Below are 13,612 nucleotides of genomic sequence, written 5' to 3'. Positions count from 1 at the left end.
GAGCAGCACGCGGGCACGGCGGGCCCTAGCCGGCGGCGACCGGGGCCGCTCGGTGCCCCGGCAGCCCGGATCTGGCGGCCAGCAGGGCGGCGCGGGCCCTGGCCACCCCGGCCGCGGTCGCCCGCGACCCGGCCCCGACGGCCGGTGCCCCGCTGCTGAGGCCCGCGCACGGGCGGCAGATGCCCGGGCGGGGGACGGGGTCGTGGCACCTCCCGCACTCCGCGTAGCGGGGCGCGGCCGGGCGGACGGCCTCCGGCACGGGCGGCATCTTGCGTTGCAGACGGCTTCTCAGCACCGCCGCGGGGGAGTGCATCGGGCCGCAGTCGGCCTGGCCGATGGGCACGTCCCCGTGCTCGCTCGGGCACCACAGCACCTGGAGCACGTCCACCCGCTCCGGCCACCAAGGACCGGGCACGTCCCCGGCGTGGATCTGGGCGAGCGGCACCATCGTCGGGAACCCGTCCGGCCCGTCGTCCTCGGGGACCGGGCACTTGGGCCACGGCTCGGCGGCGGGCCACAGCATCGGGCCGCCGATCGAGCTTTCCCCCACTCCGGGCCGGCCGCGCTCGGTTCGCAGCCGCGCGGCCGCCCGCCCGTACGGCGCGAGTTCGGGCGGCTACCGACGGGGGAGGATCAGGGCCAGACCAGGCAGTACAGCTGGTGGCCGGCGTCGTGGAGGCGGTTGGCGAAGTCCTGCCACTCGTGGAGCATCTGGTAGATGACGAAGGCGTCCCGCGGGCCGCGGCGGTCGGGGACGGTGGACCAGATGAAGGCGGCGGCGCCGAGCTCGGTCTCGTCGGCCTTGCGGAGGGGTTCGACGACGGTGTGGGGGAGCTGGACCACGGCGTAGTCGGGGTGCAGGACGACCAGTTCGAGCGGGGGGACCCGGTGGAGCGGGACGCCCTGGATGCCGGTGAGGACCATCGCGCTCATGGTCTCGGGCTTGATCTTGGTGGAGAGGTGGCCGTTGACGGAGCCGCTGGTCTCCATCAGGTCGCCGAGCCGGCCGAGGGCGCCGAGTTCACCGGCGTCGAGGCCGAGGCCGCCGGGACCGAGGGCGGTGGGGACTCTTGCGGCGGTGGCGCGGTCCGGTGCGCCGAAGTACTTGTAGGTGACCCCCACTCTGCCCTCGCCCCTCCTTCCCCTGCCCGTACCGGTACCCCCGCCGGTCTCGGAGGGGCTGCGGCTGTGCCCCGCGGCCTCGTCGAAACCGTCCTGCCTCTCGGACACTGGACCATCCTCACCGGAACTCGCCGGAATCGACAGACCCCCACATGCTCGGTGTCCCTCCGAACATGCCCCTTACCCGTCTGCCGGCGTGCTACACGGGCGCGCGCCACTCGACCTTACCTTTGCCACAGCCAGTGAGGGGAGCAGCACACGGATCATCGTTCCAGATGATCGGGCCCGACATGCAGAACGCCAGGACACGATTTGAGACCATGTGCGGGTAAGAAGAGGCTCCAGGCCACCCCGCGGACCCAACGGATGAGCGAGCAGATGAGCTACCCGTACGAAGCACCCCAGTCCCAGTCGCTGTTCGAGCGCGCCTTGGAGGTCACCCCCGGCGGCGTCAACTCGCCGGTGCGGGCCTTCCGCGCGGTCGGCGGCACGCCCCGCTTCATGGTGTCCGGCACCGGCCCGTACCTGACCGACGCGGACGGCCGCGAATACGTGGACCTGGTGTGCTCCTGGGGCCCGATGCTGCTCGGCCACGCCCACCCGGCGGTGATCGAGGCGGTGCAGCAGGCGGTCGGCCGCGGCACCTCGTTCGGCACGCCCGGCCAGGGCGAGGTGGAGCTGGCGGAGGAGATCGTCGACCGGATCGCCCCGGTCGAGCAGGTCCGCCTGGTGTCCAGCGGCACCGAGGCCACCATGTCGGCGATCCGGCTGGCCCGCGGTTTCACCGGCCGCGCCAAGGTGGTGAAGTTCGCCGGCTGCTACCACGGCCACGTGGACGCGCTGCTGGCCGCGGCCGGCTCCGGCGTCGCCACCTTCGGCCTGCCGGACACCCCGGGGGTCACCGGCGCGCAGGCCGGCGACACCATCGTCCTCCCCTACAACGACCTGGCCGCCGTCCGGGCGGCGTTCGCCGCCCACCCCGGCGAGATCGCCTGCGTGATCACCGAGGCCTCGCCCGGCAACATGGGCGTCGTCCCGCCGCTGCCCGGCTTCAACCGCGGCCTGGCCGAACTCTGCCGCGCGGACGGCGCGTTGTTCATCTCCGACGAGGTGATGACCGGGTTCCGGGTCTCCAGGTCCGGCTGGTACGGGCTGGAGGCCGCGCACGAGGGCTGGGCGCCGGACCTGCTCACCTTCGGCAAGGTGATGGGCGGCGGCTTCCCCGCCGCGGCGTTCGGCGGCCGCGCCGACGTGATGGAGCACCTCGCCCCGGCCGGCCCGGTCTACCAGGCGGGCACGCTGTCCGGTAACCCGATCGCCACCGCCGCCGGTCTGGCCCAGCTCCGCCACTGCACCGACGAGGTGTACGCGACCGTCGACCGGGTGGCCGCCGAGGTCTCCGGCCTGGTCACCGCCGCGCTGGCCAAGGAGGGCGTGGCGCACCGGCTGCAGACCGCGGGCAACATGTTCTCGGTGTTCTTCACCGACCGGCAGGTGACCGACTACGACGAGGCGCGCACCCAGGAGGCGTTCCGCTTCAACTCGTTCTTCCACTCGATGCTGAGCCAGGGCGTCTACCTGCCGCCGTCGGCCTTCGAGTCCTGGTTCGTCTCCGCCGCGCACGACGAGCGTGCGATCGAGCGGATCGCCGCCGCCCTGCCCGCCGCCGCCCGTGCCGCCGCCGAGGCCACCGAGGAGTCCAAGTGACCGAGAACACCAGTGAGAAGAGCGACAGCAAGCAGGACAAGGGCATCACGGTCGTCCACGTGATGCGGCACGGCGAGGTGCACAACCCGGAGGGCGTGCTGTACGGCCGGCTGCCGGGCTACCACCTCTCCGACCTGGGCCGGGAGATGGCCGAGCGGGTGGGCGAGCACCTGAAGGACCGTGACATCACCTACGTGGTGGCCTCCCCGCTGGAGCGCGCCCAGGAGACCGCCGAGCCGATCGCCAAGGCGCACGGCCTGCAGGTCGCGGCGGACCCGCGGCTGATCGAGGCGGAGAACATCTTCGAGGGCAAGACCTTCGGCGTCGGCGACGGTTCGCTGCGCAACCCCGCGTACTGGCGCTACCTCACCAACCCGTTCAAGCCGTCCTGGGGCGAGCCGTACATCGACCAGGTGGTGCGGATGATGGGCGCGATCGCCGCGGCCCGGGACGCCGCCCGCGGGCACGAGGCGGTGTGCGTCAGCCACCAGCTGCCGATCTGGATCCTGCGCTCCTTCGCCGAGCGCCGCCGGCTGTGGCACGACCCGCGTCGCCGGCAGTGCTCGCTGGCCTCGCTGACCAGCTTCACCTACGAGGGCGACCGGATCGTCTCGATCGGCTACCGCGAGCCGGCCCGCGACCTGCTGCCCGCCCACCTGCTCGGCAAGGGCAAGAAGGGCGACAAGCCGGTGGGCAAGAGCTTCGGGGCGTAGCTCACACCCGCCCCGCCCGGGTCGTGGCGCAGCTCGCACCGGGGCTCCGCGAGGTAAGCCTCGCGGGCGGCGAAATGACCGAATTAAGACGATCATAAGCGGAAAAGTCGCAGGTCAAGGGGGGTTCGGCCGACAACGCCGGACCCCCCTGAAACAGGCCGAAGAGCCATGCGAAACTTTTCACATGTCACGGACGTCCAGCCGCCGCATCCGCCTCACCGCCGCCGTCGGCGCGGCCATCGCACTGGCCCTCGCCGGGTGCTCCAGCTCCGGATCCGCGAGCAGCGAGGGCGGTGTGGGCTTCGTCACCGGCAAGGGCGGCATCGCCACCGCCGCGGTCGGCGAGCGCGTCGACGCGCCGGACATCACCGGCACCGCGCTGGACGGCAACGGCTCGCTGAAGCTGTCCGACTACCGCGGCAAGGTGGTCGTGCTGAACATCTGGGGCTCCTGGTGCAGCCCCTGCCGGGCCGAGGCCAAGGGCCTGCAGGCGACGTCCGAGAAGTACGCCGGCCAGGTGCAGTTCCTCGGCATCAACACCCGGGACACCGACCCGGCCAACGCGGTCGCGTTCGAGAAGAACTTCGGGGTGACCTACCCGAGCATCTACGACCCGGACGGCGCGCAGATCCTCAAGTTCCCCAAGGGGAGCCTGAACCCGCAGTCCATCCCGACCACCATCGTGATCGACAAGGACGGCAAGCTGGCCGCCCGGGCGATGCGCGCGATGTCCGCCGAGGACCTGGACAAGATGCTCGAGCCGGTGCTGGCGGAGTCGAAGTGAGCGCCCTGCTCGCCTCCGCGGGTCAGCTCGCCGCGGCCGGCCACCTCGCCTCCGCCGACTACAACGACACGGTCGGCAGCGGCGCGCTGATGCTGGCGCTGCCGATCGCGCTGGCGGCCGGCCTGGTCTCGTTCTTCTCGCCCTGCGTCCTGCCGCTGGTGCCCGGCTACCTCAGCTACGTCACCGGCTTCTCGGCCGCCGACCTGTCCGACGCCAAGGGCTCCCGGCGCGGCCGGATGCTGCTGGGCTCGGCGCTGTTCGTGGCGGGCTTCGCCGCCGTGTTCATCTCCGGCGGGGCGCTGTTCGGCTTCGCCGGCCAGACCCTGCTCGACCACAAGCGCACCGTCTCGGCGGTGATGGGCGTGGTCACCGTCCTGATGGGCCTGGCCTTCATGGGCCTGCTGCCCGGCTTCACCATGCGCGAGCTGCGCAGCCACCGCCGCCCGGCGATCGGCCTGGCCGGCGCACCGCTGCTGGGCCTGGTCTTCGGCGTCGGCTGGACGCCCTGCCTGGGCCCGACCATGGCGGCGATCACCTCGCTGTCCGCCAACGAGGCCGACGCGGGACGCGGCGCGCTGCTGATGACCGCCTACTGCCTCGGCCTCGGCGTACCGTTCGTCCTGGCCGCGCTGGCCTTCCGCAAGGCGCTGGGCGCCTTCGGCTGGGTCAAGCAGCACTACCAGTGGGTGATGCGGATCGGCGGGGGCATGCTCGTCGCCGTCGGCCTCGCGCTGGTGACGGGGGTGTGGGACGCGCTGGTCAACCACCTCCAGTACCTCACCCAGAACTTCTCGATCGGAATCTGACCGTGAGCGACACCAAGACCAGCCCCCAGCCGGCCGACGCCGCGGACGAACCCGACGTCGAGCGGCTCAGCACCGCGCCCGAGGAGAGCGACGCCGTTCCGGCCGGCATAGGCGTGGTCGGCTGGCTGCGCTGGTGCTGGCGGCAGCTCACCTCGATGCGGGTCGCGCTGCTGCTGCTGTTCCTGCTCTCGCTGGCGGCGATCCCCGGCTCGCTGGTGCCGCAGAACAGCACCAACTCCTTCAAGGTCGCCGAGTGGAAGAACGCCCACAAGGGCGTCGCCCAGCTCTACGAGAACCTGCAACTCTTCGACGTCTACAGCTCGGTGTGGTTCAAGGCGATCTACAGCCTGCTGTTCCTCTCGCTGGCCGGCTGCATCCTGCCGCGCACCTGGCAGTTCGTCGGCGTGCTGCGGGCCCGGCCGCCGGCCGCCCCGCGCAACCTGACCCGGATGCCGGTCTACGCCGCCTGGCGCACCGACGCCGACGCCGAGACCGTCAACGCGGCCGCGCACCGGCTGCTGGCCGCGCGCGGCTTCCGGGCCGCGGCGGGCTCCGGCTCGGTGGCCGCCGAGAAGGGCTACCTGCGCGAGGTCGGTAACCTGCTGTTCCACTTCGCGCTGTTCGCCCTGCTGATCGGCGTCGCCTGGGCCGGGCTGGCCAGCGGCTCCGGCACCAAGCTGGTGCTGGAGGGCCAGGGCTACTCCAACACCACCACCCAGCTGGACGACTTCACCGGCTCGCAGTTCTACGGCGTCGACGACCTGGACGCCTTCGGCTTCAAGCTGGACGGCTTCACCGCCGAGTACCAGACCGAGGGCCCGGCGGCCGGCACCGCCAAGGAGTTCGTCGCCAACGTCCGGTACTGGGACGGCACCGACTCCAGCAAGCTGAAGAACGCCAGGATCGAGGTCAACCACCCGCTGGAGGTGGGCGGTTCCAAGGTCTTCCTGACCGCGCACGGCTTCGCCCCGGTGGTCACCGTCCGGAACGCCGAGAATGAGATCGTCTACCGCGGCCCGACGCCGTTCCTGCCCCGGGACTCCAACGTGACCTCGTTCGGCGTGGTCAAGGTCAACGACTACGGCACCGGCCCGAACGGCGAGAAGACCCAGATGGCCTTCCAGGGCTTCTTCCTGCCCACCGCCGCGTCGGACTTCACGCACACCGGCCCGATCTCGGTCTTCCCTGCCCCCGCCGACCCGAAGCTGGTGATCAACGCCTACGTCGGCGACCTGCGCACGGACAGCGGGCTGCCGCAGAACGTCTACGAGCTCGACGACAAGGCGATGACCAAGCTGCAGGTCAACGGCGAGCCCGCCAAGGCGATCCTCAAGGTCGGCGAGGGCTGGGAGCTGCCGGACGGCTACGGCACCGTCACCTTCGACGGCTACCAGCAGTGGGCCAACTTCACCATCTCGCACCGCCCCGGCAACTCGGTCGCGCTGGTCGGCGCGGTCGCCGCGATCCTCGGCCTGATCGGCTCGCTGTTCGTCCAGCGCCGCCGGATCTGGGTGCGGGCCACCGCCGGCGCCGACGGCCGCACCCTGGTCGAGCTGGCGGGCCTGGGCCGCAGCGAGTCCCCCCGCACCGCGGAGGAACTGGCCGAGATCGCCGTCCAACTCCAGGACGACGCCCCGGCCGTCGACGACCCGTCCGAAGTCCACGCCCCCGACGACGTACCTGCCGCAGCCGACTCCCCGGCCGCTGCCGCCCCGACCGACCCGGAAACCAAGGAGTAGACGGTGCTGCTCGCGCAGGTCAACACCCAGTTGGCCGATACTTCCAACAAGCTGATCTACTCGGCGATGGCCGTCTACACCCTGGCCATGTTCGCCCAGATGTTCGAGTGGACCTTCGGCTCCAAGGGCGGCGTCGCCGTCCGTTCCGCGCAGCAGGCCACTCTCGCCGAGTCGGTCAGCGACTCCGCCGACGCGGCCAAGGGCGTGCGCAAGGTCACCGTCACCGTCGCCTCCCAGGGCGGCGGCACCACCACCCTCACCCGCACCGCGCTCGCCGACGCCGGCGCCACCACGGTCACCAGCGGCCGGGGCGAGGACGCCGCCGACGGCGTCGGCCCGGCCGGCGGCAGCGAGAAGGCCGACCTGGCCGGCCGGATCGCGATCTCCTTCACCGTCCTCGGCATGCTCCTGCACGCCGGCGGCGTGATCGCCCGCGGCCTGTCGGTGATGCGCTGGCCGTGGGGCAACATGTACGAGTTCTCGTGCGCCTTCGCCCTGATGATGGTCGCCACCTACGTCGGCCTGCTGGCCACCAAGAAGAACGTGCGCTGGCTCGGCCTGCCCGTGGTGATCGCCGCCCTGCTCTTCCTGGGCATCGCCGTCACCGTCCTGTACACCGACTCCGAGCAGCTGGTCCCCGCCCTGCACTCGTACTGGCTGGGCATCCACGTCTCGACCGCGATCGTCTGCGGCGGCGCTTTCTTCGCGGCCTTCATCGCCACTGCCACGTACCTGCTCAAGGACCGCTACGAGCACCGCCTCGCGGCCGGCCTGACCGTCCGCGCGGCCAACCTGATGGACCGCCTGCCCGCCGCGGGCACCCTCGACAAGCTCTCCTACCGGATCAACGCCCTGGTCTTCCCGCTCTGGACCTTCACCATCATCGCGGGCGCGATCTGGGCCGAGGCCGCCTGGGGCAAGTACTGGGAGTGGGACCCCAAGGAGACCTGGTCCTTCATCACCTGGGTCGCCTACGCGGCCTACCTGCACGCCCGGGCCACCGCCGGCTGGCGCGGCCGCAAGGCCGCCTACCTGGCGCTGCTCGCCTTCGCCTGCTGGCTGTTCAACTACTACGGCGTCAACATCTTCATCACCGGCAAGCACTCGTACGCCGGCGTCTGACCCCCCGTCATCCCACGCACCACACAGTCGCGAGGAGGGCCGCACCATGGAGTGCGACGAGGTCATCATGACCGTCCGAATCACCGCAGCTGAACGCACGCTGCTGCGACGGCTCGCCCAGGGCCACCACAGCGACGTCTCCGAAGTCGTCGCCGACGGCCTGCTGGACGTCCTGCCCACCCTTCACTGCGCGGCGGACGCCTACCGGCTGCTCGCCGCCATCACCACCCCGGCGCCGTGCGCGCTGACCGTCTGGCTCCCCACCGAGCTGGCCGATCTGCTCACCATCGCCGCCGCCCGGATCGCCCAGTCCACCGGTGTCCGGCTCGGCTCCTCCTGCGTCATGCTGGGGGCGGCCGTCCGGCTCTGGCTCGCCCAGGACCCGCAGCGCCTGGCCGCCAACCTCACCACCATGCACGCGGGCCGGCCGGCGGCGCTGGCGGCCGCGTAGCGCCCCGTACGGGGCCGGGAACAGGAACAGGAGCCCGGGCGGGCTCCTGTTTCCGTTTCTCCGCCCGACGGCGCCGCCGTCAGGCGGCCTGCTGCCAGCTGACCGGGGAGAAGTAGGCCGGCCGGCGCTCGACGCGCGACCAGGTGGCGATCGGCTCGACGGCCGGGGCGACGGCGGCCGCGGCCGCCGCGTGGGCCGCGCGGGCGGCCAGGACCGCGGTGAGCGCGGCCAGTTCCTCGGCGTTCAGTGAGCCGCGGACGATGCGGACGAGAGGTTCGCTCATGGTTCCTGTTCTCCCCCAGGCTGAAGTCTGAATGGTTTCGGCGTGCTTGACTTCCCGTTACATCGACCGCTACATCGGCGGGTTGCCGTGCTTGCGGCTCGGCAGGTCGGCGTGCTTGGTGCGGAGCATGGCCAGGGAGGAGGCGAGAACGGCTCGCGTCTCGCTCGGGTCGATGACGTCGTCCACGAGGCCGCGCTCGGCCGCGTAGTACGGGTGCATCAGCTCGGTCTTGTACTCCTTGATCTTCTGCGCGCGCATCGCCTCCGGGTCCTCGGCCCCGTTGATGTCGCGGCGGAAGATCACGTTGGCGGCGCCCTCGGCGCCCATCACGGCGATCTCGTTGGTCGGCCAGGCGAAGGACAGGTCCGCGCCGATCGAGCGGGAGTCCATCACGATGTACGCGCCGCCGTAGGCCTTGCGCAGGATCAGCTGGATCCGCGGCACGGTGGCGTTGCAGTACGCGTACAGCAGCTTCGCGCCGTGCCGGATGATGCCGTCGTGCTCCTGGTCCACGCCGGGCAGGAAGCCGGGCACGTCCAGCATGGTCACCAGCGGGATGTTGAACGCGTCGCACATCTGCACGAACCGCGCGGACTTCTCGCTCGCGTTGATGTCCAGCACGCCCGCCAGCGACTGCGGCTGGTTGGCGATGATGCCCACCACGTGGCCGTCCACCCGGGCCAGCGCGCAGATCACGTTGGTCGCCCAGCGCTCGTGGACCTCCAGGTACTCGCCGTGGTCGACGATCTCCTCGATCACCTTGCGCATGTCGTACGGGCGGTTGCCGTCGGCCGGCACCAGGTCGAGCAGCGACTCGTTGCGGCGGTCCACCGGGTCGTCGTTCGGGACGGTCGGCGGCATCTCGCGGTTGTTCTGCGGGAGCAGCGAGAGGAGGTAGCGGACCTCCTCGATGCAGGACTGCTCGTCGTCGTAGACGAAGTGCGAGACGCCGGAGACGGAGGAGTGGACGTCGGCGCCGCCGAGGCCGTTCTGGGTGATCTTCTCGCCGGTGACGGCCTGGACCACGTCGGGGCCGGTGATGAACATCTGCGAGGTCTCGCGGACCATGAAGACGAAGTCGGTCAGCGCCGGGCTGTAGGCCGCGCCGCCGGCGCACGGGCCGAGCATCACGGAGATCTGCGGGATCACGCCGGAGGCGCGGGTGTTGCGCTGGAAGATGCCGCCGTAGCCGGCCAGCGCGGTCACGCCCTCCTGGATCCGGGCGCCGGCGCCGTCGTTGAGCGAGACCAGGGGCGCACCGGCCGAGATGGCCATGTCCATGATCTTGTGGATCTTCTGCGCGTGGGCCTCGCCCAGCGCACCGCCGAAGATCCGGAAGTCGTGCGCGTAGGTGAACACCGTGCGGCCGTGGACGGTGCCCCAGCCGACGATCACCCCGTCGGTGTGCGGCTTCTTCGCCTCCAGGCCGAAACCCTGCGCCCGGTGCCGCCGCAACGGCTCCACCTCGTGGAACGAACCCTCGTCCAGCAGCAGCTCGATCCGCTCACGCGCCGTCAGCTTGCCCTTGGCGTGCTGCGCCTCGGTGGCCTTCTCACTCGGGCCACGGCGGACCTGCTCGCGCAGTTCGTGCAGCTCGGCGACCCGACTACGGGCGTCGGCCGGAGCCTCGCCGCCGACCGGCGCATCGTGCAGGACCGTCATCTCGAACCACTCCAAGGTCGCGTGGGGCAGCGAACACCTCTCTTGCTACGACAGTACGAGTCCGAGTGGTCGCGTTTCGGCGTCGATTCCGTACAAGGTCGGGAGCCGATCGCTGTACAGGCCCCACAGAAGGGGGCGCGCGGCCCTACTCCCGAGTCGCCCCGGGCGACCCCGCACGGGTACCCCCGGGAGGGGGTGGGAAGACGGTCGAAGCAGCAGGTCAGCGGCTAGATCGCGGCAGCGCGCAGACCGCCGGACCGCCCGGCGCGGACGGGGGCGCACAGGGGCCGGCGGACAGCTGGAGCGGAGGCCGGGAAAGCCCGGATGGTAGGGATGCGCCAAAAGGCGGGATCAGCTCTTCGGACGGTCGCCGTCCCCGGGACGGTCGTCGTCCCGGCGCAGCTCCTCCTCGCGGCGGCGGAGGTCCGCCTCCCACTGCTTGAGCATCTCCTCGTGCTGCTGGTTGCCGCGCTTCAGCGAGGCCAGGAACTCCGGGTCGTCGTCCGGCGCGAGCGGACGGGGCCGCTCGTACTCGGGGTACCCGGCGGTCGGCCCGGACGGCCACGCCACCTGCCGGCGGCGCGCCTGCGTCCGGTCCTTGCCGGCCACCAGCCAGGCGATCGACCCGACCAGCGGGAAGAACAGCACGACGATCACCCACACCACCTTCGGCAGGTGGCGCAGCTCGTCCTCGGGGGTGGTCAGGCAGTCGATGAAGGCCCACACCCACAGGGCCAGCAGCGCCACCATGGGCACGACTCTCAGCACAGCGCAGATCTCCGGAGAAGTTCGAACAGGACCCTTGGCGGGCTCAGGTTAGCCCGTACCGGATACTGACAGGTATGGCATACGACGATCTCCGTTCCTTCCTCCGGGCCCTGGAACGGGAGGGCGACCTGAAGCGGATCAAGGTGGAGGTCGACCCCTATCTGGAGGTCGGCGAGATCGTCGACCGGGTGCAGAAGGCCAAGGGCCCCGCGCTGCTCTTCGAGAACGTCAAGGGCTCGGCGATGCCGCTGGCCATGAACGTCTTCGGCACCGAGCGGCGGCTCTCCAAGGCGCTCGGCCTGAAGTCGCCCGACGACATCGCCGAGAAGATCGGCGGCCTGCTCAAGCCCGAACTGCCGCAAGGCTTCACCGGCTTCCGCGAGGCCTTCGGCAAGCTCGCCTCGATGGCGCACGTCCCGCCGAAGAACGTGAAGTCGGGCGACGCGCCCGTGCACGAGGTGGTGCTCACCGGCGAGGACGTCGACCTGGAGCAGCTGCCCGCGCTGTTCACCTGGCCCGAGGACGGCGGCTCCTTCTTCAACCTGGGCCTCACCCACACCAAGGACCCCGACTCCGGCGTCCGCAACCTCGGCCTCTACCGGCTGCAGCGGCACGACAAGCGCACCATCGGCATGCACTGGCAGATCCACAAGGACAGCCGCAACCACGCCGCGGTCGCCGCCAAGCGCGGCGAGAAGCTGCCCGTCGCGATCGCCTTCGGCTGCCCGCCCGCCGTCACCTACGCCGCCACCGCGCCGCTGCCCGGCGACATCGACGAGTACCTGTTCGCCGGCTTCGTCGCGGGCGAGCGGGTGAAGATGGTCGACTGCAGGACGGTGCCGCTGCAGGTCCCGGCGGACGCCGAGGTGGTGCTGGAGGGCTGGCTGGAGCCGGGGGAGCTGCTGCCCGAGGGCCCGTTCGGCGACCACACCGGCTTCTACACCCCGCAGGAGCCGTTCCCCGCGCTGAAGATCGACTGCGTCACCATGCGCCGCCGCCCGATCCTGCAGTCCATCGTGGTCGGCCGCCCGCCCACCGAGGACGGGCCGCTCGGCAAGTTCACCGAGCGCTTCTTCCTCCCGCTGCTCAAGGTGATCATCCCGGACATCGTCGACTACGACCTGCCCGAGGCCGGCGGCTTCCACAACTGCGTGATCGTCTCGATCGACAAGAAGTACCCCAAGCACGCGCAGAAGGTCATGCACGCCATCTGGGGCGCCCACATGATGTCGCTGACCAAGCTGATCGTCGTGGTCGACGCCGACTGCGACGTCCACGACTACCAGGAAGTCGCCTGGCGGGCCCTCGGCAACGTCGACTACAGCCGCGACCTGTCCGTCGTCGAAGGCCCCGTCGACCACCTCGACCACGCCTCCTACCAGCAGTTCTGGGGCGGCAAGGCCGGCATCGACGCCACCCGCAAGCTTCCCGAGGAGGGCTACACCCGCGACGGCGGCTGGCCCGAGATGGTCGCCTCCGACCCCGCGACCGCCGCCCGGGTCACCCGCCGCTGGAAGGAATACGGTCTGTGACCACCGCCGACGCCTTCGAAGTACCGCAGAGCCGGACCCGCGCCTTCCTGCGCCTGGTCATGATCGAGCACTCGATCTTCGCCCTGCCCTTCGCCTACATCGCCGCCCTCACCGCGATGTTCCTCGCCGACCGCACCGTGCACTGGGGCGAACTCCTCCTGGTCACCGTCTGCATGGTCGGCCTGCGCACCTTCGCGATGGCCGCCAACCGGATCATCGACCGCGAGATCGACGCCCGGAACCCGCGCACCGCCGGCCGCGAACTCGTCACCGGCGCCGTCTCGCTGCGCACCGCGTACATCGGCTCCGCCATCGCGCTGGTGGTCTTCCTCGGCTCCGCCGCGCTGCTCAACACCCTGTGCCTGCTGCTCGCCCCGGTCGCCGTCGTCCCGATGGTCGTCTACCCCTACGGCAAGCGGTTCACCGACTTCCCGCAGGCCATCCTCGGCCTCGCCCAGGCGATCGGCCCGATCGGCGCCTGGCTCGCCGTCACCGGCGCCTGGTCCTGGGACGCCGTCGTCCTCGGCCTGGCCGTCGGCATCTGGATCGGCGGCTTCGACCTGATCTACGCCTGCCAGGACGTCGCCGCCGACCGCGGCACGGGCGTCCGCTCCGTCCCCGCCCGGTTCGGCATCCCCGCGGCCATCACCGGCGCCCGGGTCTGCCACTTCCTCACCACCGCGCTGCTGGTCTGGTACGCCGTCCTCACCGACGCCGGCGCCTTCTTCTGGTGCGGCCTGGCCGTCGTCGCCGGCGCCTTCGTCTACGAGCACACCATCGTCAAGCCCAACGACCTCTCCCGCCTCAACCGCGCCTTCTTCTCCACCAACGGCTTCGTCGGCATCTCCCTGTTCGCCTTCGCCCTGATCGACCTGATCAGCCGCGGTCTGACCGGCTAGCCCCGGCATCCGCGCAAATCGTTG

14 protein-coding genes are annotated in these 13,612 nt (G+C 71.1%); 9 read left to right on the top strand and 5 right to left on the bottom strand.

Translation table 11 applies throughout. The annotated features are described in order from the left end of the window. Positions 1–25 precede the first annotated feature (25 nt). Positions 26–523, bottom strand: a complete 498-nt coding sequence (locus BX266_RS38610; RefSeq protein WP_180290494.1) for a hypothetical protein — start codon at positions 521–523, stop codon at positions 26–28. Between the two features lie 110 nt (positions 524–633). Further along, the gene (locus BX266_RS14970; protein WP_099900129.1) at positions 634–1,122 is read right to left on the bottom strand and encodes a hypothetical protein; all 489 of its coding nucleotides are present in this window, start codon (positions 1,120–1,122) and stop codon (positions 634–636) included. Between the two features lie 366 nt (positions 1,123–1,488). Here BX266_RS14970 and hemL point away from each other — a divergent pair, with 366 nt between their 5' ends. The 7 genes from hemL (at position 1,489) to BX266_RS14935 (ending at position 8,444) form a co-directional block, all read left to right on the top strand. Then, entirely contained in the window at positions 1,489–2,829 is a 1,341-nt protein-coding gene (gene hemL, locus BX266_RS14965) for a glutamate-1-semialdehyde 2,1-aminomutase (protein WP_099900127.1), read from the top strand. 62 nt (positions 2,830–2,891) lie between these two features. Continuing rightward, positions 2,892–3,542, top strand: coding sequence for a histidine phosphatase family protein (locus BX266_RS14960; protein ID WP_099907882.1), 651 nt, complete (start codon positions 2,892–2,894; stop codon positions 3,540–3,542). A 184-nt stretch (positions 3,543–3,726) separates the two neighbouring features. Next, positions 3,727–4,326, top strand: coding sequence for a TlpA disulfide reductase family protein (locus BX266_RS14955; RefSeq protein WP_099900125.1), 600 nt, complete (start codon positions 3,727–3,729; stop codon positions 4,324–4,326). 89 nt (positions 4,327–4,415) lie between these two features. Then, positions 4,416–5,132 (top strand): cytochrome c biogenesis CcdA family protein, encoded by a 717-nt coding sequence (locus BX266_RS14950; RefSeq protein ID WP_099907881.1) that lies wholly within the window; start codon positions 4,416–4,418, stop codon positions 5,130–5,132. Between the two features lie 2 nt (positions 5,133–5,134). Further along, positions 5,135–6,871, top strand: a complete 1,737-nt coding sequence (locus BX266_RS14945) for a cytochrome c biogenesis protein ResB (protein ID WP_099900123.1) — start codon at positions 5,135–5,137, stop codon at positions 6,869–6,871. 3 nt (positions 6,872–6,874) lie between these two features. Further along, the gene (gene ccsB, locus BX266_RS14940; protein WP_099900122.1) at positions 6,875–7,993 is read left to right on the top strand and encodes a c-type cytochrome biogenesis protein CcsB; all 1,119 of its coding nucleotides are present in this window, start codon (positions 6,875–6,877) and stop codon (positions 7,991–7,993) included. A 46-nt stretch (positions 7,994–8,039) separates the two neighbouring features. Beyond that, entirely contained in the window at positions 8,040–8,444 is a 405-nt protein-coding gene (locus BX266_RS14935; protein WP_099900120.1) for a hypothetical protein, read from the top strand. 79 nt (positions 8,445–8,523) lie between these two features. Here the strand turns inward: BX266_RS14935 and BX266_RS14930 are convergent, their stop codons facing one another. From BX266_RS14930 to BX266_RS14920, 3 genes are all read right to left on the bottom strand, one after another. After that, the gene (locus tag BX266_RS14930; protein ID WP_099900118.1) at positions 8,524–8,727 is read right to left on the bottom strand and encodes an acyl-CoA carboxylase epsilon subunit; all 204 of its coding nucleotides are present in this window, start codon (positions 8,725–8,727) and stop codon (positions 8,524–8,526) included. 69 nt (positions 8,728–8,796) lie between these two features. Continuing rightward, positions 8,797–10,389, bottom strand: coding sequence for an acyl-CoA carboxylase subunit beta (locus BX266_RS14925; protein WP_099900116.1), 1,593 nt, complete (start codon positions 10,387–10,389; stop codon positions 8,797–8,799). Positions 10,390–10,740: 351 nt separating this feature from the next. Then, a complete protein-coding gene (locus tag BX266_RS14920) occupies positions 10,741–11,139 on the bottom strand; it encodes a PLD nuclease N-terminal domain-containing protein (RefSeq protein ID WP_180290493.1) in 399 nt (132 codons plus the stop codon). 92 nt (positions 11,140–11,231) lie between these two features. On the opposite strand from BX266_RS14920, the gene BX266_RS14915 reads away from it, so the two are divergent. Further along, complete coding sequence (locus BX266_RS14915) at positions 11,232–12,689, top strand: menaquinone biosynthesis decarboxylase (protein ID WP_099900112.1); 1,458 nt, start codon at positions 11,232–11,234, stop codon at positions 12,687–12,689. After that, on the top strand, positions 12,686–13,588 hold the full coding sequence (gene mqnP, locus BX266_RS14910; RefSeq protein WP_099900110.1) for a menaquinone biosynthesis prenyltransferase MqnP: 903 nt from the start codon (positions 12,686–12,688) through the stop codon (positions 13,586–13,588). The genes BX266_RS14915 and mqnP overlap by 4 nt, the downstream gene beginning before the upstream one ends. The last annotated feature ends 24 nt before the right edge of the window (positions 13,589–13,612 follow it).

The organism is Streptomyces sp. TLI_171 (assembly GCF_003610255.1).
GTDB lineage: Bacteria > Actinomycetota > Actinomycetes > Streptomycetales > Streptomycetaceae > Kitasatospora.
Note: the sequence above shows the minus strand (reverse complement) of the source record. Positions and strands in the feature narration are given on the sequence as shown.